Below are 20,439 nucleotides of genomic sequence, written 5' to 3' on the forward strand. Positions count from 1 at the left end.
AACGGCCCGTCCTGATTGTGCTCTTGAGCCTGCTCCTCTTCGTCTTCATCCCAGCGGGATTGGTCTCGCTGGGATTGGCGGCTGTCCCATGGCGCCCGCTGCCATTGCGAGTACTTCTGCTGTGGACGCAGGTGCTTGCCGCTGGTGTGGTCGTCGCGGCGGTGCCGCCCGGATGGGAGGTATGGCTGCTGACCATCGGCCCGGGCGCCTTGGTGGCATTCCTCCATGGCTTGGCGGCACTGCTCCAGATCCGCGACGCACGACAGGCCGGGCGAAGCCCGGCGATCACGTGACTGACAACAGGGTGGTTCGCCACCTCGATGCAGTGCTACCGATGCCCGGACGTCATCGGCTGAGCCTGCGGCTACCCTCGGCCCGTGTCCAGCCAGTCCGAACCAACGCCCGAACCGGCGTCCGAGACAGCCTCGCTCGACGCCGGCCAGCGGGTGATCCCCAGTTGGACCGACCCGTTCGCCACCACGGCCACCCGTCCCATCGGGGGTCCGCTCGGCGAGCACGCGGTGATCGGCAGACATTGGTTCTGGACCCCGCTGCGGGTGGGCCTGCTGCTGGCGGTGCTCACCCTGACCCTCGGCTGGTTCGGCAAGGCGGCCTGCATCCAGCAGTACACCAACGAGGCCGGGCAGGCCGAGCTGGACTGGCGCTCGGGCAGGCCGTACGTGGCGATGTGCTACTCGGACATCGTGCCGCTGTACGGCGCCGAACGGCTGGACCGGCCGGGCACCTTCCCCTACGCCACCCAGTGGGTGGAGAACGAGGGGACCCCGCAGGAGCAGGTCCGTTACATGGAGTACCCGGTGCTCACCGGGCTGTTCCAGTGGGTCAACGCCAAGCTCACGCACGCCTGGACCGAGGCATCCGACGCGGGCTGGCTGCCCGGAGCGCTGCCGGTCGCGGTCTACTTCAACATCACCGCACTGTTCCTCGCCCTCGCCTGGCTGACGGCGGTGTGGGCGGTGGCCAGAACGTCCAGACGCCGACCGTGGGACGCGGCGCTGGTCGCGGTCTCCCCGCTGGTGGTGGTGCATGCCTTCACCAACTTCGACGCGCTCGCCGTCGCGTTCGCCGCGACCGGCATGCTCGCCTGGGCCCGCCGCAAACCCGTGCTGGCCGGGGTACTGCTCGGCCTGGGGGCCGCGGCGAAGATGTACCCGCTGTTCCTGCTCGGGCCACTGCTGGTGCTGTGCCTGCGCGCAGGGAAACCCCGTACCTGGGTGAAGACCGCGGTCAGCACCGCGCTCGCCTGGACCACGGTGAACCTGCCGATCGCGCTGGCCTTCCCGGACGGCTGGCGGGAGTTCTTCCGGTTGAACGGCGAACGCGGGATGGACCCGGACTCGCTGTACAACGTGATCTCCTACTTCACCGGGTGGACCGGGTTCGACGGGGAGCTGGTCCGCGGGGAGAGCCCGGTCTGGCTGAACACGGTCAGCGGGGCGCTGTTCCTCGCCTGTTGTGCGGGCATCGCCTACCTCGGTCTCACCGCACCGGTGCGGCCCCGGGTGGCACAGCTGTGTTTCCTGGTGGTCGCGGCCTTCCTGCTCACCAACAAGGTGTGGAGCCCGCAGTACTCGCTGTGGCTGGTGCCACTCGCGGTGCTGGCGATCCCGCGCTGGCGGCTGCTGCTCGGCTGGATGATCATCGACGCGGCGGTGTGGGCGCCGCGGATGTTCTACTACCTCGGCACGGACGACAAGGGCCTGCCGGAAGGCTGGTTCCTCGGCACCGTGGTGCTGCGCGACATCGCCGTCATCGGGCTGTGCGTGCTGGTGATCAGGGAGATCTACCGGCCGTCCACCGACCTGGTGCGGATGGGCGGCGAGGACGACCCGGCAGGCGGGGTGCTGGACCGGGCCCGCGACGCCTATGTGTTCCGGCGCCGCAGGCCGGTCACCGCGGCGAGGTAGCGCCTCAGTACCTGTTGATAACGCGCGACACGATCGGCTCAGCCGGGGCGCAGGCGGTCCCGGCCGGGGTGCTCGAAGGTGGCGGTCGCCCCGAAGTCGGGGGCGCCGTAGTCATGCACGGCGACCCGGACCCAGCCGGGACCGGTCTCGGCGATCCGGCAGGAGTACCAGCACCCGTCCGACGGCCAGTACACCGACCAGCGGTCGGCCAGGCAAGCAAGGCCGCGCGCCTTCAGCTCGGCGATCGCGTCCTCGGCGGGGACCGGCTCGCCCAGCGGGTAGCCGAACACGGTCAGCGGCTGCCAACCGGCGCCCGCGGGCCGCAGGTAGCCGACCAGCTCGTCGTCCTCCCGGTACACCGGGGTCAGGCCATCCGTAAGCATGCCCCCAGGCAACAGCCTCACGTGGGGTGAGGCGCAAACCGGTTCTCCGCAAGGCGTGGTTGCGCCGCGCTGCCGGGCGCATCCCATTCCCTGCTGGTGAGGAACGCGACGAACAGCCCGGCGAGCAGGGCGGCCCGGCCCCAGACCCCGATCATCACCGCCTGCGCGGCGAAGCCGTCGTAGATGTGGCCGCCGTCCGCACCCAGCGCCCCGTACCAGCGGAAGATGCCGATCCCCATGGCCAGGTCCGCAAGGAGGTAACCGAGCACCCAGCCCCAGCGCACCCGGACCAGCACGAACATCGGCAGCAGCCAGAGGGTGTACTGCGGGGAGTGCACCTTGTGCAGCAACAGGAAGCCGCACAGCATCGCCGCGCAGACCGCCAGCCACGGGTAGCCGCCCTCGCGCCGGTAGCGCTGCCAGCCGACGGCGAGCGCGGCGGCGAAGGAGACCAGGACCAATGCCGGGGAGACCACGTCCACCACCGACTGGAAGCTCGCCCCGTCCTCCGGGCGGAAGGCCCAGTACCAGATCGAGTTCGTGGTGGCGTCGACCCGGCGTTCGGCCTGGAACTGGAAGGAGGCCAGCCAGCCGTCGAACCCGGCGATGGCGAACGGCAGGTTCACCGCCACGGCGGTGCCCGCGGCCACGCCCAGCACCCCCGCGGCACCGCGCGGGTCCCTGCCCTCGGCGCCGCCGCGGCCGCCGGTCAGCACATACAGCGCCAGCGGGAGGACGAAGAACGCGGGGAACACCTTGACGGCGAACCCGAGCCCGAGCAGCACCGCCGCCCACAGCGCCCGGCCGCGTAGCGCGCCCCGGCCCAGCAGCACTACGGCGAAGGCGCCGACCGCGCAGGCCACCGCGGGCAGCTCCCAGTTGTGGAAGGCGTACAGCACCAGCGGCGGGCCGATCGCCCACAGCAGCGCGCGCCAGCCCGCGATCCGCCCAAGTAACCAGCCGGTCAGCAGCCCGAACGGGGCGAGCAGCAGGGCCGAGCCGAGCAGGAACCCGGCGTCGGTTTCGGCGAAGGTGGCGCCTGCCCAGATCAGCATGCCGGTGAGCACGGGGTACTCCACCGCCCCGCCGACCAGCCTGCCGTCGACAAGGTCGCCGTGCACATAGGGGAAGATGTGCCGGTCGATGTCCCTGCCGAGCCACAGGAACTGGATATCCGAGTAACAGGCGTCGGCGAAGTTGCGCTCGGAGTAGTTCGGTGTGCTGCGGCCGTTCTGGTCGAAGTCGGGGCCGGTGCACCGGTCCTTGTTCAGGAAGCCGAGCAGGAGCGTGCACCCGCACAGCAGCACCAGTACCGCCAGCGCCGCGTTGCCGAGCCTCGAACGCCCCGTCACGTGCCGAGTGCCTGCCGCAGGAACTCGATGTCGGCCTGCTGCCCCTCGGCCGGGGTCTCCACCACCACCGGGGCATCCGCCGCCCGCGCGACCTCGGCCAGCAGGTCCGGGTCGATGGTGCCCGCACCGCCGACCACATTGGCGTGCCGGTCCCGGGTGGAACCGAACTCGTCCCGCGAATTGTTCAGGTGCACCAGGTCGATCCGGCCGGTGATGGCACGGACCCGGTCCACCGCGGTCTCCAGTTCCCAGCCCGCGGCGAAGGCATGGCAGGTGTCCAGGCAGAAACCCGCACCGAACTCGCCGACCACGTCCCACAGCCTGGCCAGCGCCTCCAGGTGCCTGGCCATCGCGTTCTCCCCACCCGCGGTGTTCTCGATCAGGATCGGGACGCCGAACCCGCCCTGGTCGGCCTGCCGTTCGAACAGCTTGCGCCAGTTGGCGATCCCCGCGTCGGCGTCCTCGTCCTTGCGCAGCTGCCCGCCGTGCACCACGAGCCCCCTGGCGCCGATCTCGGCCGCGCCCGCCGCATGCTGCACCACCGCCTTGCGCGAGGGCACCCGGACCCGGTTGTTCATCGAGGCGATGTTGATCAGGTACGGCGAGTGGATGAACACCTCCACCCCGGCGGCGGCGAGATCCTCGGCCTGCGCCGGGCGTTGCGGCGCCTTCCAGCTCTGCGGGTCGGCGAGGAAGAACTGCACCACGTCGGCGCCACGTTCGCGGGCGGCCTGCAACGGGTCGTCGTCGCGGACGTGCGCTCCGATCAGCATGGCGCGAGGGTACCGACCGGCACCGACGACCATCGAGTACGGTGCAGACGTCCCGGGCTGGTAACCGGGGCCACCCGCGCGAAAGGCGACGACCTTGGTTCGGAACGCGCGATCCGGCCGGATCGGTACGGCAGGCGCGCTCGCCGCGGTCATCGCGGCCCTCACCTGCACCGGTACCGCCCAGGCCGAGCCGGACACCGGCACCGCGGCGCGGGTGGTCGACGGCGACTGCGCGGCCACCCTGCGGCAGGCGGCGGGCGATCCGCTCACCGTGGACCCCGGTGCCGTGCTGGACCGGCCCGGCAGGCTCACTCTCGGACTCGGCAGCACGGCGAAGGGCACCGGCGAGCAGCGTCGGCCCACACTGTCCCTCCCGGTCGCGGACCTGATGGGCGCCCTGGGCACAGCCAGGGTGCCGGTGGTGACCGAGGCGGGCACGGTGGTCTGCCACACCGCGCAGGACACCGTGAACGGGCTGGTCGCCGCGCTGCACGGCCGGCCGCCGGGAGAGGACCCGCCCGCACCCCCACCCGCACCACAGCCCCCGCCGCCGGACGACCGCGCCCCCGCACCGCCGGACGGCTCCGGCGAGCATGACCAGGCCGCGCCGGGCGGCACCGGGACGGCCGCGGGCGCCGGCATCGGATCCGGCCTCGGCGAGCCGCTGCCACCACGCAACGGCCTCGCCGGTCCGGGCGCGATCATTCCGCCGGTCAACCCGCGGCCCGCGCCGGAAGCCGGTCCGGTCCCGCAGGGTCCCGCGGTGGACCGGGGCGACTCCGGCACGGCGCAGGCGCTGCCCGAGTCCACCCCGCCGGAGCGGCTGCCACTGCTGCTCGCCGTGCTGGCGCTGGCGGTGGTCAGCACCCTGCTGATGCGCAGCTGGATGCGCCGCACGGTCCCGGCCTCCTGAGTTACCCAATGTGATCATCAGGTCCACCCGAATGCGCGCCCCGCTTCGGCGCGCCCCCGTCACGATGTCCGGTTAGCGTCGTTGTACCTGGTGAGCGACATCAGCGGCGGGAGGGTGAGCGATGCCTGGTCGCGCACGGAAGGCAACGGCGGTTTCCGCGACCGCGCTGCTACTGGCCGGATCCGCGGCGCTTGCCACCCCGGCCACGGCGGTGGCGGAGACCAAGACGGCCCAGTGCGGCGGCACGGTCAAGGCCAAGCCAGGTGACCGGGTGCAGGCCACCCTGCTCGGCATCCCGCTCGACCTCGGCATCGTCCAGGAGACCACCACGGTGCTCACCGGCACGGTCAGCGCCCTGCTCGGCAAGGTCTGCAAGGTCACCGTGCAGGTGGTGGACACCGTGGTCGCGCCGGTGCCGGGAGTGGGCGAGCCCGCCGCGGACGCGATCAACAAGGGCGTGCAGGGCACCACCAACACCCTCAGCGACGCCGCGAACACGGTGGGCGGGACGGTCACCGGCGGCGGCACCGAGCCGGTCGAACGAAACCAGCCAGCGCCCGGCGGCAGCCAAGGCGGCCAGCCCGGCGGCGACCCCGGCCAGAGCCAGGGCAGCGGCGGTACCGACCGGGGTGAGCGGGCCGGCGTTCCGGAGGCGAACAGCCCGGTACTCGGCGGGGGCGCCGTGCCTGGCTTCCCCGGGTTGCCAACGGACTTCAGCACCGGCTTCGCCCCGATGCGCGACTACAGCAACCTTCCGTTCGCCACCGCGGGCCTGTACGCCCCCTCGCCAGGGGTGCGCTACGGCGGCCAGATCCCCGGCTACGCCCCCGAGTTCGGCATCCTCGGCCAGGAGGAGGACCAGGACCCCGAGGGTGCCGGTGTGCGTAACGCCGGGGAGGCGCGGGCGCTCGCAGACGGCGCCGGTGGCCCGATCGACGGCACCAGCCTGCCGCTGCTGCTCGCGGTGGTGGCGCTGGCCGGGGCATCCGGCGCGCTGGTGCGCACCTGGGTACTGCGCAAGGCGTAAATTGGCACTGTTGAACAAAGACACCGGACGGCCGCGTATCCCGGTCGTACTCGACTCGTTACCTTGAGCGGAGCAGTTTTCCCGCTGCTCTCCGTGCACCCCGGCAACTGAGCGAACCGCGGAGGATGAGCGCTGGTGCGAACCCGAAGGACCCCTTTCGCCACCACCACCCGCAAGGTCCTCACCGCGACGGCGATCGCGGCGGCCATGACCGGCTTCTCCCTCGCCACCGGCGGCTCCGCCAGCGCGGCCACGCTGGCGAACTCCTGCGACCAGTCGGTGACCGCGGCTGCCGGAACCGCGGTGGCCGTGGACTCCAAACCGGTGGCCGAGATCGTGCGCTCCGCGGCCAAGGAGAAGCAGATTCTGCTCAACCTGAACGGGGTCAACCCTGGCAAGCTGGCCGACAAGGTGAACGGCGGGGGCGCGATCCCGGTCGGCAAGGTGCCGAGCTCCGGGAGCATCAAGGTCAGCGAGCCGCTCATCAAGGTGGTCACCACCCGGCTGCAGGCGAACAACGGGGACGGCCTCGGTCCGCTGTGGGACCCGTTCAACGTCAAGGGCAAGACCCTCCAGCACATCCAGAGCAAGCTCTCCGGCCTGTGCACCATGCAGCTCAAGGCGAAGCCGCGGCCGACCACCGAGCGGCCCACCCCCTCCACCGGCGGTGAAACCGGACACACCGGTTCCACCGGCGGCACCCCGGACGCCGGCGACTCCGGTGCCATCCCCTCCGGCGGCTCCCAGGGGCGGGCGCCGCGCCGGGACTACGGCGACATCCCCACCGCGACCCCCGGGGTCGCCACCCCGCCAGGGCTGCGCTACCCCTCGCCGGAGGCCGCCCCGGGTCAGCACTCGCCGGAGTTCGGCATCCTCGGCGCGGACCCGAGCAGCCCACAGGGGCCCGACCAGGCCGAGGTACGCAACGCCGGTAACGCCGACGCGCTCGCCGCCGAGCCGGCGCCGGACAGTGTCCAGCTGCCCATGTTGCTCGCCGTGGTCGCGCTGGCCGGAGTCACCGCCGCGCTGGTCCGCACCTGGGTGCTGCGCAAGGTGTCGTAACCCCTCGTTACACTCGAGCGTCGGACAACCCTCCTGTCACGGATCGTCCGTGACCGCGAAGCCCATAGGAGGTGAGTGGTTGTGTCACGCCATTACGAGGTAATGATCATCCTCGACCCGAGCCAGGACGAGCGCACGGTCGCGCCGACCCTGGAGAACTTCCTCAAGGTGATCCGGGACTCCGGCGGCAGCGTCGAGAAGGTCGACGTGTGGGGCCGCAGGCGGCTGGCTTACGAGATCAAGAAGCACGCCGAGGGCGTCTACGCGCTGCTGGACCTGAACGCCACGCCGGACGCGGTCAAGGAGCTCGAGCGGCAGCTGTCCCTGCAGGAGATCGTGCTGCGGACCAAGGTCGTGCGCCGCGAGGCCCCGCGTCCTGGCTCGCGCGCCGCCCGTTCCACCAACCAGCCGGCCAAGGTCTGAGGCCGGGGAGGTTCCCATGGCTGGAGATACCATCATCACGGTGGTCGGCAACCTCACCGCCGACCCGGAACTGCGTTTCACCTCCTCCGGTGCCGCGGTCGCGAACTTCACGGTCGCGTCCACGCCGCGGATGTTCGACCGGCAGAGCGGCGAGTGGAAGGACGGCGAGGCGCTGTTCCTGCGCTGCAACATCTGGCGGCAGGCCGCGGAGAACGTCGCCGAGAGCCTGACCCGCGGCGCCCGCGTGGTCGTGCAGGGCAGGTTGAAGCAGCGTTCGTTCGAGACCAAGGAAGGCGAGAAGCGCACGGTCGTCGAGCTCGAGGTCGACGAGATCGGGCCCTCGCTGCGGTACGCCACCGCAAAGGTGAACAAGGTCAGCCGGGGCAGCGGAGGCGGCGGCTTCGGCGGCGGTGGCGGCGGCGGGTCCGCGCCTGCCGACGATCCGTGGGGCTCGGCCCCGCCAGCGGGCAGCAACGCCGGGTTCTCCGACGAGCCGCCTTTCTGAGGCCCGTTTCGACACGGACCGACCCCAGACCAACCACACTGATCACCCCAGGAGTCAACTGTGGCCAAGCCACCCGTACGCAAGCCGAAGAAGAAGGTCTGCGTGTTCTGCAAGGACGAGAAAAAGGGCCGTGCGGAACTGATCGACTACAAGGACACGAACCTGCTGCGGAAGTACATCTCCGACCGCGGCAAGATCCGTGCCCGCCGGGTCACCGGCAACTGCAGCCAGCACCAGCGTGACGTCGCCACGGCGGTCAAGAACGCCCGTGAGATGGCGCTGCTGCCCTACACCTCGACCGCTCGCTAGGAGATCCCGTCATGGCGAAGATCATTCTTACCACCGACGTGGCGAACCTCGGCGGCCCCGGCGACATCGTCGAAGTGAAGGACGGTTACGCACGTAACTACCTGCTGCCCCGCGGCTACGCCATCCCGGCGACCAAGGGCGCGGAGAAGAACGTCCGGACCATCCAGCGCACCCAGGAGTCGCGCCGGGTGCGGGACCTCGACCACGCCAAGGAGCTGAAGGCCTCGCTGGAGGGGCTGGGCGCCGTCCAGCTGTCCGCCAAGGCGGCCGAGGGTTCGAAGAAGCTGTTCGGCTCGGTCACCCCGGCCGATATCGTCTCGGCGATCAAGTCGGCGGGTGGTCCCTCGCTGGACAAGCGGATCATCCAGGTCGGCAAGCACATCAAGACCGTCGGCAGGCACCAGGTCACCGCCCGCCTGCACCCCGAGGTGCGGGCCGAGGTCCGGATCGACGTCACGCCGCAGCGATAAGGCGACATATCGCGAAAACGGCCCCTTCCCAGCCGGGGAGGGGCCGTTTCGCTTTCCAGGTTCACCGGCGGGAACCGGCGTCGCCGCGTTAACATCCAAGGACCGGATGCGCAGGTCGATGCTGACGCACGAAGGGGAACGTGATCATGGCTGAGCTAGCGCGCCATCCATATGCTCCGGTCGACCGGCTGACCAGTGTCCCGGCACCGGCCCCGATCCAGGTCGGCGGCAACGGCGCAGGCGGTGGCTACAAGTTCGCGCCGGACGAGGTGGACGGCGTCATCGCCAAGTGGCGCGAGCTGCTGGAGGACCTGCGCAACGACGAGCGCGAGGCGTGGCGGGTCGCCCATGTGCAGCCGCCTGGCCGGGAGTTCGCCAGTGGTGACTTCGTCGACCAGGGCGCCAACCCGTCCGGCAAGACCCTGCTCGAGCAGCATCAGCGCATGATCGAGTACGTGGAGAACTACATCGAGGCGCTGGAGAAGGCCAGCGGCAAGATCCAGGAGTCCGAGGACGAGGCCGAGCAGACCATCGCCAAGCAGGGACAGGGGATCGTGTGACCATGCTCCGCAGCATCCGGTTCGGCGGCGCCGTTGCCGCCGCCCTCCTGCTGGCCGCCTGCGGCGGTGAGACCGGGGGCAGCCCGGCGCTGTCCGAGTCCGGGGAGGAGACCTCGGCCGGCTCGTCCCAGCCCCCGCAGTCCGAGCAGGGCGCCGCGCCGCGGGTGCCGGAGCCGCTGCCGGTGGACGGCATCCTGGCCGACCCGTGCACCGCCCTTTCCGATACGCAGCTCTCCCAGATCGGGCTCACCGCGCCCGGCACGAACCGGGACACCCGGACCGGGCCGGAATGCGTCTGGAAGTCGGCCACCTTCCAGGACAACTCGGTAAGTATCAGCCCGATGACCGCCAACGACAACGGCCTGGACGGGATCTACGCGAACGAGCCGGAGGACGAGTACTTCGAGCCGACCACCATCGGCGGCTACCCAGCGGTGTACGCGAACGTCATCGACAGCCGTTCGGACGGCGACTGTGTGCTGTGGCTCGGGGTGACCGACCAGCTGGCCGTCAGCGTCATCACACAGATCGCGCGCGGACCGAACGAAACCGACCCATGCCCGGTCAACGAGCGGGTAGGGGAAGCGATGATCGAGCAGCTCAAGAGGGGTTGAGTGGGATGCCGAACGACGCTTACCAAGCCGGTCGCACGATCACGACGGTCGGCACCTACGCCGGTGCCGGCGCGGCCATCGGCTCGGTCGTGCCCGGGGTCGGCACGGCCGTCGGCGCCGCGGGCGGGGCCGTCGTGGGTGGGCTGGTCAGCCTGTTCGGCGGCGGGCCGGAGGCCCAGCAGCACGAGTCGAACGTCGGCGGACGCTCGATCGACGCGCGGCAGATCTGGGAGCAGATCCACCCCGGCAGTTCCACCTCGGTGCGCGACGGCGCGGACGCGGCCAACAACCTGCAGCGGGTGCACCACGACCGGGCCGGCCAGATCGACGCCCTGAACCGGATGATGGACGAGGCCTGGACCGGGGACGCGGGCGCGCAGGCGCAGGCAGGCGCCCACCCGCTCGGCATCTGGCTGCGCGACTCGGCGAGCAACCTGGAACAGAGCTCGACCTACCTGAACAGCCAGGGCGACTCCTTCGACACGGCGAAGTCCCAGGTGCAGGAGATCTCCGCGGAACCACCGGAGGCCGGGTTCCTGGACGGGATCAACCCGTTCAGCGACAAGGACGAGGAGATCGAGGAGTACAACCGGGTCGGCCAGTCCAACGTCCAGGCGTTCAACGCCTACTACCAGGCGAGCATGCAGAACGCGGCGAGCATGCCGCAGTACGGAGCCTGGGAGGGCAACAACATCTCGGACGGGAACATCGAGACCCCGGAGATCCACAAGCCCGGCCCCGGTGACGACGGCCGGAGTGGCGACATCCCGCCGGGCGGTACCGGGAACATCCCTTCCGGCACGGGCAACATCCCGTCGGGTACCGGCAACATCCCGGCGGCCGGCGGGAACATCCCCGGTGGCGGTGGCAACCTTCCCGGCAACGTGCCCGGCACGGGCAACATTCCGGGCCCCGGCAACATCCCCGGTACCGGCAACGTCCCCGGGCCTGGGGGTTACCAGCCGAACACGCCGCCCGGCTACCAGCCCGGCACGGTACCCGGCTACCAGTCACCCGGCTGGGACGACGGCACCTCGACTTCCGGTTACACCCCGCCCAAGATCCCCTCGGCGGACATTCCCGGCGGTGGGGGTGGTGGCTTCGGCCCCGGCGGATCGGGCGGTTTCGGCCCCGGTGGTGGCGCGAGTGGTGGCTTCGGTCCAGGTGGTTCCGGCGCAGGCGCCGGTCCCGGCGCCGCGACCGGCGCGGTCGCCCCCGGCAGCGGTTCCGGCGCCGGCACAGGTGGCCAGGGTGCCGCCGGTGGCCGAGGGGGTGCCGGGATGGGCCGGATGGGCGGGATGCCCATGGGCGGTATGGCCGGTGGCGGCCGCGGCGGCCAGGGCGGCGGCGACGAGGAGCACCAGAACCGCTTCCTGATCGAGGAGGATCCGAACTCGCTGTTCGGATCGGATGAGCTCACCACCCCGCCGGTGATCGGCGAGTAGGGATACTGGACCGAGAGTGCTGACCACGCCGCTGAAGTTCACCACCCCGACCCTGCTCAACCTGATCCGGCGCCGGGGCGGGGAACCGCACCAGACCCTCGCGGGCACACCCACCTGGCATGACGACCAGGCGCAGCGCACGCTGGACCAGCAGGTCAACGCCGTGCTGACCGAGCATGGTCTGTTGGGCCCGCGTGGCATGGACCGGGACCTGCTCGCGGTGATCGAGTCGATCTCCCGGCCGCAGCTGGAGTACTACGGCTGGTTCGAGGGGCAGTTCGCAGGCGCACCACCGAACTTCACCGTGCTGGCCGGCAGCGGCAGCGGCGGCGCATTCGTGCTGGCCCGGTTCATCGCGGACGACGGGGTGCTGATCACCGCGGAGCAGCCGGAGAACCTGCTGCGGGCGTTCATCGAGCAGATCCCGCCGGGTCGTCCCGGCGGCGGGCAGGCGCTGGTGGTCGGCAAGAGCGAGTTCCTCAGCGGGCGGCCCGCCGGTTCGGACGGGACGGGTGCGGGGGTGCTGCGCCCGGCGCCCGGTCAGGACCAGGCCTCCTCGATCCACGAGATCAAGCGCATCCTGCAGGCGGAACGGACCGGGGCCGGCAGCCTGTACGTGGCCGCGCGCGGGCCGTCCGGGGTGCGGCGGCGCTGCGAGCGTCCGCTGAACTTCATCGACACGGCCGAGGGGCGCTGGCTGATGGAGGAGGTCCCCGGCCGCGGCGAGCCGCTCGTGGTGTTCACCCCGGCCACCCCGCAGCTGCTCGCCGAGCGGCTGCGCAACGCGCAGGGCGCCCTCGGCTGACCGCCTGCTCCCGACCCGGACAGGGTCCGGCAGGTCGGCTACGGAAAGTAGCGCCACCCTTGCCACACCGGCCGGTACCCAACGCCCGTTCAGCCCAGCGGGCGGCTGCCCTACGTTCCGTAGCTTTTATCCACAGGTGCTGTGGGCCGGCGCGGCCGACGGCCCACGCGACACGCCGGATCGGCGCTCGGCGCGACACGCCGCACGAACTACGAAGAAGTTCTCCACAGTTTACCCACAGGGCTTGACCTGCGGTTTCGCTAACAACTTCCCGGGCTGTCCCCAGGTTGTACACAGGTAGAGCGACGCTTGTGACTCGTTCCGGCCGACCATCAACAGGTAGTCCACAGGCCGGTCCCCAGGCCGGTTTGCACTGCTTCTTCCGGGGGATCTAGCGTGCCGCCGAACCGGTCGCGAAACGCCGCCGGAAACTCCCCGCCGAATGACCACAGATCGGGTATAATCGAACTGGTGTTCGATACCATATGAGGAGGTGTACCCGCCGGTGGCGATCACCGATGACCGCGGTCCCGCGTTCGCGACCCCCGAGAACGGCGAGTCCCGGCAAGGCGAGTTCGATCGCCAGCCCCCGCAGGATCTCGCCGCGGAGCAGTCCGTGCTCGGCGGCATGCTGCTGTCCAAGGACGCCATTGCCGATGTGGTGGAGGTGCTGCGGCCTGGCGACTTCTACCGGCCGGCGCACCAGGCGGTGTACGACTGCGTGCTGGACCTGTACGGCCGGGGCGAGCCTGCCGACCCGATCACCGTCTCCGCCGAGCTGGAGCGGCGCGGCGAGCTCGGCAGGGTCGGCGGGGCACCGTATCTGCACACCCTGATCGCCACCGTGCCCACCGCGGCCAACGCCGGTTACTACGCGGAGATCGTGGCCGAGAAGGCGGTGCTGCGCAGGCTGGTGGAGGCAGGCACCCGGATCGTGCAGTACGGCTACGGCGCGAGCTCCGCCGAGGGCAGCGACGTGAACGAGGTGGTCGACCGCGCCCAGGCCGCCATCTACGAGGTCACCGAGCGGCGCACCAGCGAGGACTACGTCGCGCTGGAGGAACTGCTGCAACCGACCATGGACGAGATCGACGCGATCGCGTCCCGGGGCGGCTCGGCGCAGGGGATCCCCACCGGCTTCCTCGACCTGGACGAGGTGACCAACGGCCTGCACGCAGGCCAAATGATCATCATCGCCGCCCGGCCCGGTGTGGGGAAGGCGCTGGCGCTGGACACCCCGCTGCCCACCCCGGACGGCTGGACCACCATGGGCGCGGTGCGGCCGGGCGACCGGCTGCTCGGATCGGACGGCCTGCCGACAACGGTGGTCGCCGCCACCGAGGTCATGCGGCAGCGTCCCTGCTACGAGGTGGAGTTCGCGGACGGCAGCGTGCTGGTCGCGGACGCCGAGCACCAGTGGCGCACGGCGGACGACGCGGTGCGCACCACCAGGCAACTGGCCGGGCGCACCGGGTGCGCCGTACGCAACGCCGGGCCGCTGCGGCTGCCGGAGCGGCGGCTGGACCCGCATCCCTACGCCCTCGGCGCCTGGCTCGCCGCCCAGCGGACGAACGGCACCCGGTTCCACCTGGCTGATCCGGAGGTGGTCACGCGGCTGGAAGGCGAGGCAGGGCTGACCGTATGGCCCACGGCCGGTTCCCGGTTCGTGGCGGAACTGCCCGCGCGCACCGCGCTGGACGCAGCCGAACGCGACCGCATCCCGGCGCAGTACCTGCGTGCCTCCTTCGAGCAGCGGCGGGCCCTGCTGGCCGGGCTGCTGGACACCGCGGGCACCGTCGGCCGCGCCGGCGAGATCCGGCTCGAGCTGCCCGGCACCCGGCTGACCGAGGACGTCCGGGAGCTGATCACCGGACTGGGCTACGGCTGCGGCGCGACCGGCGGGACGCTGTGCTTCGACACCGAGGAGCGGGTGTTCGGCACCGAGCGCAAGCACCTGCGGCACAAGCGCAGGCTCGGCGGGCGGGCCTGCGCGGAGCCCACCCGGCGGATCGTGGACGTGCGCGAGGTGCCCAGCGTGCCGGTGCGCTGCGTGCAGGTGGACGCGGCCGATCACCTCTACCTCGCGGGCCGGTCCATGATCCCGACGCACAACTCCACCCTCGGGCTGGACTTCGCCAGGTCCTGCTCGATCCGGCACGGCATGACCAGCGTGATCTTCTCGCTGGAGATGAGCCGCACCGAGATCGTGATGCGGATGCTCTCGGCCGAGGCCCGGATCCGGTTGCAGGACATGCGCGGTGGCCGGATGTCCGATGACGACTGGACCAGGCTGGCCCGGCGGATGAGCGAGATCAGCGAGGCACCGCTGTTCATCGACGACTCGCCGAACATGACCATGATGGAGATCAGGGCGAAGGCGCGCAGGCTGAAGCAGCGCAACGACCTGAAGCTGGTGGTCGTGGACTACATGCAGCTGATGACCTCGGGTAAGCGGGTGGAGTCGCGGCAGCAGGAGGTCTCCGAGTTCTCCCGGCAGCTCAAGCTGCTCGCCAAGGAGATCGAGGTGCCGGTGGTGGCGATCAGCCAGCTCAACCGTGGCCCCGAACAGCGCACCGACAAGCGGCCGATGTTGTCCGACCTGCGTGAGTCGGGCTCACTGGAGCAGGACGCGGATATCGTGCTGCTGGTCAACCGGCCGGACGCCTGGGAACGGGACGACCCGCGGGCCGGGGAGGCGGACCTCATCCTCGCCAAGCACCGCGCGGGCCCGACCTCCACCGTGGTGGTGGCGCACCAGCTGCACTACAGCCGGTTCGCCGACCTGGCTCAGGGCTGAGCACCACCTTGTAGGGGTCTCACCGCTGATTTTGGGTGGGCTGGCAGCATGTGGCCCGTCCGCGTGCCGAAAGTGATGGCAGGCACGGCTACCCGACGAGTGTTTGGGTGCCGAGGACGGTGAGCAGTGCGAGGCGTCCGGCGTCGTCGGTATCGGGTTCGGCGGTGTAGATCATGATGCGCAGGTCGCTGCCGGCCACGCTGAGCACGTCGCAGTCCAGTGTCAGGGGACCTACGTGCGGATGGTCGATGGTCTTGCGGGCCGCCTCGTGGTGGCCGACGGCGCCGGAGTCCCACAGCTTGGCGAACCGGGCACTGTTCGTGCGTAGTTCCGCGATCAGCCGCTGGAGCCGCTGGTCGGCCGGATACCGGGCAGCGGCGGTGCGCAGGTCGGCGACCTGCGCGGCCTCCAGCGCGCTCCGGGACTCCGGTGTGTGCCGGACCCGGCTACCCGCGCCGAGGAAATTGCGCCACACGCCGTTGCGCTCGTGACCGCGCCATCCGGACGGATCACCCATCAACGCCGCGTACGGCGGGTTGGCCACCAGCAGGGTCCAGCACGCGTCGTAGACCGCCACGGGCGTGCCGACCAGCCGGTCCAGCATCCGCTGCACGCTCGGGGTGAGGTACGCGGGCACGGTCTCCGCGCCCAGCGGCATGAGCCCGGCCAGCCGGAACAGGTGCTCCCGCTCGGTTGACGACAGCCGCAGCGCCCGGGCCAACGCGTCGACGACCTGTGACGACGGGTTGGACGCGCGGCCCTGTTCGAGGCGGGTGACGTAGTCAACGGAGATCCCTGCCAGGCCGGCCAGCTCCTCGCGGCGTAGTCCGGCCGCGCGCCGGTGTCCGCCAGCCGGCAGCCCGGTCGCCTCGGGCGAGAGCCGGTCACGCCAGCGGCGCACCGCCTGCCCGAATTCCGTCGTCTCCATGGCAACCAGTGTGCAGCGCCGACCGGCGGGCTGCCTGGTACCGGCAGTCCCAGGAAGGGCAGGCGACTGGCTGACCACGCCACGCGAGCCGAACCTGTAAGACATGACAACGACATTGATCACCGGAGGGAACAAGGGGCTCGGCTTCGAGACCGCCCGCCGACTCATCGCCGCAGGCCACACCGTCTACATCGGCAGCAGGGACACAGAACGTGGACGCCGAGCCGCCGAGCGACTGGGTGCGCGAATGGCCCTCATCGACGTCACCGACGACGCCACCGTTACGGCCGCGGTGAAAGCTATCGAGGCGGACGGCGGCCTGGACGTGCTGGTCAACAACGCCGGCATCGAAGGGCGGACGGAGAACGCCGGTGTGCTCGGCCCCGCGGAGACCACCGCCGACTTCATGCGGACAATCTTCGACACGAACGTCTTCGGCTTGGTGCGCGTCACCCACGCGTTCCTGCCACTGCTCGAACACTCCGCCGCCCCGGTGATCGTGAACGTCAGCAGCGGCCTGGCCTCGATCAACCGAGTCGCCACCCCGGGCACGCCGACCTACGCATACCCCGGAGTCGCCTACCCGGCATCGAAGACCGCAGTCAACATGATCACCGTGCAGTACGCGAAGGCGTTCCCGAACATCCGGATCAACGCAGTGGAGCCCGGCTACACCAAAACGGACCTCAACGGGAACACCGGCACGCAGACTGTCGAAGAAGGCACCGAGATCATCGTCCGCATGGCACAGATCGGTCCAGACGGTCCCACCGGAGGCTACTTCGACGCCGCAAATCCCCTTCCCTGGTAGGAAGCACACCTGCTGCCGACCTGACGGGCCGGTCTCACTTCAGGTGCCGGACGAAGAACCGGTTCCCGTCCTCTGCCTCGAACCACGGGACGCCGGTGTGCCCGCCCATATTGGCGTGCAGCGTCTTCTCCGTGGAGCCGAAGGCGTCGAACAGGTCCAGGGCCAGCCGCCGGTCGTTTCCTTCGTCGTCCCACTGCAGCAGGACCTGCAGCGGGATGGTGACCTGCCGGGCCTCGTCGAACAGAGCGCGGGGCACGAAACTCCCTGCGAACAGAAGGGCGGCCGAGATGCGCGGCTCGACCACAGCCAGCCGGATGCCGATGGCGATCACCCCTCCCGCGTAACCGACCGGGCCACCGATCTCGGGCAGCGCAAGGAGTGCGCTCAGGGCGGCCTGCCATTCCGGGACCGCCTTGCCGACCAGTGGGAGGACGAGCCGGTCGACGATCTCGTCGACCGGCTCGCCGGCCTCCAGCGCCCGGCGCAGGTCGGCGCGGGCCTCCTCGGCTGCGGCGGAACGCGGCCGAGCACCGCTCCAGGGAAGCTCGATAGTTGCGGCCGCGAAGCCCTCCGCCGCGGAGTGCTGGGCCCTGGCCACCAGCCGGGGGTACATCTTGCGTAGTCCGCCGGGGTGGCCGACCAGGATCAGCGGCGCCGGTGCGGGTGTGAATCCGGGCGTCCACAGGATGCCGGGGATCGCGCCGAGGGTGAATTCGCGCTCGAGGACACCGTCGTCGAGGCGCTGTTCGGCAGTGAATCGCATGGTCGTGCCCTTTCGGGAGTGCTCGGAACGGCGCTCCCGGACGACCTATCGCCCGACCGTGACCCCGGAGGGGAGCACCCATGTCGATACGTTCACGGGTACCACCTCCTCGTTCTCTCGCACGGTCGCCGGAAAACTAGCAGTGGTCGCTGTGGTCCGCCAACAGGTATTCCGGCTTGGTCAGGGTGTGGCCGTTGGGTCGGGTCGGCGGGCGGGCTGGAACAGTTCGACGAGGTTGCCAGCGGGGTCGGCGAGCAGGATCTGCCGTCCGCCGGGCCCGGCGACGACGTCGCTGCGAAAAGACAGTCCGGCGTCGCGGAGCCGGGTGATCTCGGCATCGAGGTCCTCGACGGTGAGGTGGATGCGGTTGCGGCCAGCGGTGGTGGCGTCGTCAGGGGTGGCGCGGGTGCCCGAGCTGGCGGGCCCGGACAGCAGCAGCCGCAGCGGGCCGCGGAGCACGTCGGCGAAGGCCGGTACGGCACTGGTGTTGAGCGTGAAGCCGAGGTAGCTGGTGTAGAAGTCGATCGCGGCCTGCACATCGTCAACGAGGTAACGGACGCTGGCGGTGTGATCGGGTGTGGTCACGGCGGAATCTCCTATCGGTTGGTGGTGGCGAGGCCAGGCAGCAGGTGCCGGATCCGGATATCGATGTCTGCCGCGGTCCGCTGGAAGGCGGCGTAGCTGGCTTGGTCGGTGTCGTCGGCCCTGGCCGGCTCGGGGATGCTCCAGTGGACCCGCCGCGAGTGGCTGCCGAACTCGGGACAGACCTCGCGAGCCTTGTCGCACAGGGTGATCACGTGGTCGAACCGGCGACCGGTGAGAGCGTCGAGGTGCCGGGGGCACTGGTCGTACGTGTCGATGCCGAACACCTCACGCAGGACCCGGATGGTGTTGGGGTGCAGGCGGGGTTGGGGACGACTGCCTGCGCTGGCCACGGTCACCTGGTCGGCGGCGTGGTGGCGCAGCAGGGCTTCGGCGATCGGTGAGCGGACGCTGTTGCCGGTGCACACGAACAGCACGGCGATACGGCGGGAGCGCAGCTGCCCAGCCGGAGGAACTGGTGGTGCGGCGTCCCGGCACAGCGAGGGGTGCAGCGCGGCACCACTGGCGGCCAGCGCATCGGCGCAACGGTCCAGATCCAGGTGGTAATAGCTGTCCCGCCCGTCGAAGCTGCTGCGCGTGGCGGTGACCAGTCCGCCGTCGCGTAGCAGCCGCAGGTGGTAGGACACCACGTTCTGTGGCTGGTCGACCCGGGCCACCAGCTCACGGACCCGGTGGTCACTGTTGGAGAGTTCGGTCAGCAGCCGCCAGCGCAGCGGGTGGGCGGCCAGCCGGACGAACGTCGGCGGGCTGGCGAGTTGACCCGAGGGAACCATGTGGCGCACATTACATCAAATAAACTTGATACATCAAACCTATTTGATGAAGTACCAGCGCAGGATCAGTAGGACATGCGTGGTGTGCCCTCATGGCCGGCGCGCAGTACCGCCGTGACCAGGGTTTCCTCCAGCCAGTCCTGGTACTCGCCGGGGGACCAGCCCGCATCCAGCACCAGGCTGTCGTGCACGTCGGCGCTCATCAGCGCCACGGCGATATCGGCCGCCCTGGGATGGATCCGGTGCCCCGCGGCACGAATGCGCTGGACGACCAGCTCCACCCCGAGCCGGTTGCGCCGCTGCCCCTCCGCCCTGGTGGCCGCGATATCCGGGTCGACCGCGGCGCCCGAGTCGAGGATCCGGACGATATCGCCGCAGCGCTCGCGGACCTGGCGGGCGGCCCGCGCCAGCAGGCCGAGCAGTCGCACCGGATCGGTCATCCCCTCCGCCTCGGCGATCAGGTCCGGCAGGCCCGCCTCCTCGTCCAGCAGGTCGACCAGCCCGCCGAGGACGCCGGCCTTGGAACCGAAATGCGCGTAGATCGTCTGCGGCGCCACCCCGGCCTCGGTGGCGATCAGCCGGATCGGGGTGCGGGCGTACCCGCGCTCGGCGAACAGCCCGCGGGCCGCAGTGAGGATGGTGCGCAGGGTCAGCGCCTCGCGCCGGTCGCGCAGCCGGACGATGCCGGGCAGGTCCGCGGTCATGTAGGCTCCATTTAGAACGTTGTTCCAACAATCAAAACGTCATTCTAGCGGAGGTGACCATGACCGTCGCACGGATCATTGCCGAACTGGCCCGGGCGTGGAACGCGGGTGACGGCACCGCCTGGGCCGCGAACTTCGCCGAGGACGCGGACTTCGTCGACGTGGTGGGCCGGGTGCAGCACGGCAGGGAGGTGATCGGCAGGGAGCACCAGAAGATCTTCGACACCATCTACCGGGGAAGCAGGCTGGAGATCCGCGAGCTGGGCAGCCGCCCGCTCGCCGAGGGCATCCGGCTGGTGCACACCGGCTCCACCCTGGAGGTACCCGCCGGGCCGCGGGCGGGAAGCTGGCGGGCGATCCAGACGAAGATCATCCGAAACGGCGAGATCCTGGCTTTCCACAACACCGGGCGGGACAGCCTGGCCGCGTTCACGAACGAGGACGAGGAGCTGTCCCGGCGGGATCCGCTGGACTGGCAGGGTTCCTGAGAC

The 20,439-nt window shown here is 70.5% G+C and carries 24 protein-coding genes; 16 read left to right on the forward strand and 8 right to left on the reverse strand.

The features are described from left to right. Window positions 1-23 precede the first annotated feature (23 nt). Both KOI47_RS34955 and KOI47_RS34960 read left to right on the forward strand, forming a co-directional pair. A complete protein-coding gene (locus KOI47_RS34955; RefSeq protein ID WP_216212107.1) occupies window positions 24-293 on the forward strand; it encodes a hypothetical protein in 270 nt (89 codons plus the stop codon). An 84-nt stretch (window positions 294-377) separates the two neighbouring features. After that, window positions 378-1,928, forward strand: coding sequence for a glycosyltransferase family 87 protein (locus tag KOI47_RS34960; RefSeq protein ID WP_216212110.1), 1,551 nt, complete (start codon window positions 378-380; stop codon window positions 1,926-1,928). Between the two features lie 38 nt (window positions 1,929-1,966). On the opposite strand, the gene KOI47_RS34965 is transcribed toward KOI47_RS34960, so the two are convergent. The 3 genes from KOI47_RS34965 to KOI47_RS34975 are packed head-to-tail and all read right to left on the reverse strand — an operon-like array spanning window position 1,967 to window position 4,436. After that, a complete protein-coding gene (locus KOI47_RS34965) occupies window positions 1,967-2,311 on the reverse strand; it encodes a hypothetical protein (protein WP_216212113.1) in 345 nt (114 codons plus the stop codon). A 17-nt stretch (window positions 2,312-2,328) separates the two neighbouring features. Then, entirely contained in the window at window positions 2,329-3,663 is a 1,335-nt protein-coding gene (locus KOI47_RS34970; RefSeq protein WP_232376446.1) for a glycosyltransferase family 87 protein, read from the reverse strand. Next, a complete protein-coding gene (locus tag KOI47_RS34975) occupies window positions 3,660-4,436 on the reverse strand; it encodes a deoxyribonuclease IV (RefSeq protein ID WP_216212115.1) in 777 nt (258 codons plus the stop codon). The genes KOI47_RS34970 and KOI47_RS34975 overlap by 4 nt, the downstream gene beginning before the upstream one ends. A gap of 94 nt (window positions 4,437-4,530) precedes the next feature. Between KOI47_RS34975 and KOI47_RS34980 the strand changes: the two genes are divergently transcribed. The 12 genes from KOI47_RS34980 to dnaB all read left to right on the forward strand — a co-directional run bounded on the left by KOI47_RS34980 (window position 4,531) and on the right by dnaB (window position 15,366). Further along, complete coding sequence (locus KOI47_RS34980) at window positions 4,531-5,349, forward strand: hypothetical protein (protein WP_216212118.1); 819 nt, start codon at window positions 4,531-4,533, stop codon at window positions 5,347-5,349. Between the two features lie 121 nt (window positions 5,350-5,470). Continuing rightward, entirely contained in the window at window positions 5,471-6,376 is a 906-nt protein-coding gene (locus tag KOI47_RS34985; RefSeq protein WP_216212121.1) for a hypothetical protein, read from the forward strand. A 135-nt stretch (window positions 6,377-6,511) separates the two neighbouring features. Continuing rightward, complete coding sequence (locus tag KOI47_RS34990) at window positions 6,512-7,438, forward strand: hypothetical protein (protein ID WP_216212124.1); 927 nt, start codon at window positions 6,512-6,514, stop codon at window positions 7,436-7,438. Window positions 7,439-7,519: 81 nt separating this feature from the next. After that, on the forward strand, window positions 7,520-7,861 hold the full coding sequence (rpsF, locus tag KOI47_RS34995; protein ID WP_216212125.1) for a 30S ribosomal protein S6: 342 nt from the start codon (window positions 7,520-7,522) through the stop codon (window positions 7,859-7,861). Window positions 7,862-7,877: 16 nt separating this feature from the next. Continuing rightward, on the forward strand, window positions 7,878-8,366 hold the full coding sequence (locus KOI47_RS35000; protein ID WP_216212128.1) for a single-stranded DNA-binding protein: 489 nt from the start codon (window positions 7,878-7,880) through the stop codon (window positions 8,364-8,366). 60 nt (window positions 8,367-8,426) lie between these two features. Next, a complete protein-coding gene (gene rpsR / locus KOI47_RS35005) occupies window positions 8,427-8,675 on the forward strand; it encodes a 30S ribosomal protein S18 (protein ID WP_216212131.1) in 249 nt (82 codons plus the stop codon). A gap of 11 nt (window positions 8,676-8,686) precedes the next feature. Then, window positions 8,687-9,145, forward strand: a complete 459-nt coding sequence (gene rplI / locus KOI47_RS35010) for a 50S ribosomal protein L9 (protein WP_216212135.1) — start codon at window positions 8,687-8,689, stop codon at window positions 9,143-9,145. A gap of 146 nt (window positions 9,146-9,291) precedes the next feature. Beyond that, complete coding sequence (locus KOI47_RS35015) at window positions 9,292-9,705, forward strand: hypothetical protein (RefSeq protein WP_216212138.1); 414 nt, start codon at window positions 9,292-9,294, stop codon at window positions 9,703-9,705. 2 nt (window positions 9,706-9,707) lie between these two features. Further along, window positions 9,708-10,319, forward strand: coding sequence for a DUF3558 domain-containing protein (locus tag KOI47_RS35020; protein WP_216212141.1), 612 nt, complete (start codon window positions 9,708-9,710; stop codon window positions 10,317-10,319). 5 nt (window positions 10,320-10,324) lie between these two features. Further along, window positions 10,325-11,764: a hypothetical protein gene (locus KOI47_RS35025; protein WP_216212145.1), complete on the forward strand. Its 1,440-nt coding sequence runs from the start codon at window positions 10,325-10,327 to the stop codon at window positions 11,762-11,764. Window positions 11,765-11,780: 16 nt separating this feature from the next. Next, window positions 11,781-12,569, forward strand: a complete 789-nt coding sequence (locus tag KOI47_RS35030; RefSeq protein WP_216212148.1) for an ESX secretion-associated protein EspG — start codon at window positions 11,781-11,783, stop codon at window positions 12,567-12,569. A gap of 628 nt (window positions 12,570-13,197) precedes the next feature. Continuing rightward, a complete protein-coding gene (gene dnaB / locus KOI47_RS35035) occupies window positions 13,198-15,366 on the forward strand; it encodes a replicative DNA helicase (protein ID WP_408629970.1) in 2,169 nt (722 codons plus the stop codon). 88 nt (window positions 15,367-15,454) lie between these two features. On the opposite strand, the gene KOI47_RS35040 is transcribed toward dnaB, so the two are convergent. Next, window positions 15,455-16,294: a helix-turn-helix transcriptional regulator gene (locus KOI47_RS35040; RefSeq protein WP_216212153.1), complete on the reverse strand. Its 840-nt coding sequence runs from the start codon at window positions 16,292-16,294 to the stop codon at window positions 15,455-15,457. Window positions 16,295-16,397: 103 nt separating this feature from the next. On the opposite strand from KOI47_RS35040, the gene KOI47_RS35045 reads away from it, so the two are divergent. Beyond that, a complete protein-coding gene (locus KOI47_RS35045; protein ID WP_216212156.1) occupies window positions 16,398-17,105 on the forward strand; it encodes an SDR family NAD(P)-dependent oxidoreductase in 708 nt (235 codons plus the stop codon). A gap of 34 nt (window positions 17,106-17,139) precedes the next feature. Here the strand turns inward: KOI47_RS35045 and KOI47_RS35050 are convergent, their stop codons facing one another. The 4 genes from KOI47_RS35050 to KOI47_RS35065 form a co-directional block, all read right to left on the reverse strand. After that, window positions 17,140-17,868, reverse strand: coding sequence for an alpha/beta hydrolase (locus tag KOI47_RS35050; protein ID WP_216212160.1), 729 nt, complete (start codon window positions 17,866-17,868; stop codon window positions 17,140-17,142). A gap of 180 nt (window positions 17,869-18,048) precedes the next feature. After that, complete coding sequence (locus KOI47_RS35055) at window positions 18,049-18,453, reverse strand: VOC family protein (RefSeq protein ID WP_216212163.1); 405 nt, start codon at window positions 18,451-18,453, stop codon at window positions 18,049-18,051. A gap of 11 nt (window positions 18,454-18,464) precedes the next feature. Next, on the reverse strand, window positions 18,465-19,244 hold the full coding sequence (locus KOI47_RS35060; protein ID WP_216212165.1) for an arsenate reductase/protein-tyrosine-phosphatase family protein: 780 nt from the start codon (window positions 19,242-19,244) through the stop codon (window positions 18,465-18,467). Between the two features lie 65 nt (window positions 19,245-19,309). Next, on the reverse strand, window positions 19,310-19,948 hold the full coding sequence (locus tag KOI47_RS35065) for a TetR/AcrR family transcriptional regulator (protein WP_216212168.1): 639 nt from the start codon (window positions 19,946-19,948) through the stop codon (window positions 19,310-19,312). 59 nt (window positions 19,949-20,007) lie between these two features. On the opposite strand from KOI47_RS35065, the gene KOI47_RS35070 reads away from it, so the two are divergent. After that, window positions 20,008-20,436 (forward strand): SgcJ/EcaC family oxidoreductase, encoded by a 429-nt coding sequence (locus KOI47_RS35070; RefSeq protein ID WP_216212170.1) that lies wholly within the window; start codon window positions 20,008-20,010, stop codon window positions 20,434-20,436. The last annotated feature ends 3 nt before the right edge of the window (window positions 20,437-20,439 follow it).

Origin of the sequence: Amycolatopsis aidingensis (assembly GCF_018885265.1) — a bacterium.
GTDB classification, from domain to species: domain Bacteria; phylum Actinomycetota; class Actinomycetes; order Mycobacteriales; family Pseudonocardiaceae; genus Amycolatopsis; species Amycolatopsis aidingensis.

What these genes read in the sequence shown, in the direction of transcription:
- KOI47_RS34965 (WP_216212113.1), bottom strand. Translation starts at nt 2,311, where the DNA reads ATGCTTACGGATGGCCTGACCCCGGTGTACCGGGAGGACGACGAGCTG.
- KOI47_RS34975 (WP_216212115.1), bottom strand. Translation starts at nt 4,436, where the DNA reads ATGCTGATCGGAGCGCACGTCCGCGACGACGACCCGTTGCAGGCCGCC.
- KOI47_RS34985 (WP_216212121.1), top strand. Translation starts at nt 5,471, where the DNA reads ATGCCTGGTCGCGCACGGAAGGCAACGGCGGTTTCCGCGACCGCGCTG.
- KOI47_RS35000 (WP_216212128.1), top strand. Translation starts at nt 7,878, where the DNA reads ATGGCTGGAGATACCATCATCACGGTGGTCGGCAACCTCACCGCCGAC.
- rplI (WP_216212135.1), top strand. Translation starts at nt 8,687, where the DNA reads ATGGCGAAGATCATTCTTACCACCGACGTGGCGAACCTCGGCGGCCCC.
- KOI47_RS35015 (WP_216212138.1), top strand. Translation starts at nt 9,292, where the DNA reads ATGGCTGAGCTAGCGCGCCATCCATATGCTCCGGTCGACCGGCTGACC.
- KOI47_RS35020 (WP_216212141.1), top strand. Translation starts at nt 9,708, where the DNA reads ATGCTCCGCAGCATCCGGTTCGGCGGCGCCGTTGCCGCCGCCCTCCTG.
- KOI47_RS35025 (WP_216212145.1), top strand. Translation starts at nt 10,325, where the DNA reads ATGCCGAACGACGCTTACCAAGCCGGTCGCACGATCACGACGGTCGGC.
- dnaB (WP_408629970.1), top strand. Translation starts at nt 13,198, where the DNA reads ATGCTGCTGTCCAAGGACGCCATTGCCGATGTGGTGGAGGTGCTGCGG.
- KOI47_RS35040 (WP_216212153.1), bottom strand. Translation starts at nt 16,294, where the DNA reads ATGGAGACGACGGAATTCGGGCAGGCGGTGCGCCGCTGGCGTGACCGG.
- KOI47_RS35045 (WP_216212156.1), top strand. Translation starts at nt 16,398, where the DNA reads ATGACAACGACATTGATCACCGGAGGGAACAAGGGGCTCGGCTTCGAG.
- KOI47_RS35050 (WP_216212160.1), bottom strand. Translation starts at nt 17,868, where the DNA reads ATGCGATTCACTGCCGAACAGCGCCTCGACGACGGTGTCCTCGAGCGC.
- KOI47_RS35060 (WP_216212165.1), bottom strand. Translation starts at nt 19,244, where the DNA reads ATGGTTCCCTCGGGTCAACTCGCCAGCCCGCCGACGTTCGTCCGGCTG.
- KOI47_RS35065 (WP_216212168.1), bottom strand. Translation starts at nt 19,948, where the DNA reads ATGACCGCGGACCTGCCCGGCATCGTCCGGCTGCGCGACCGGCGCGAG.
- KOI47_RS35070 (WP_216212170.1), top strand. Translation starts at nt 20,008, where the DNA reads ATGACCGTCGCACGGATCATTGCCGAACTGGCCCGGGCGTGGAACGCG.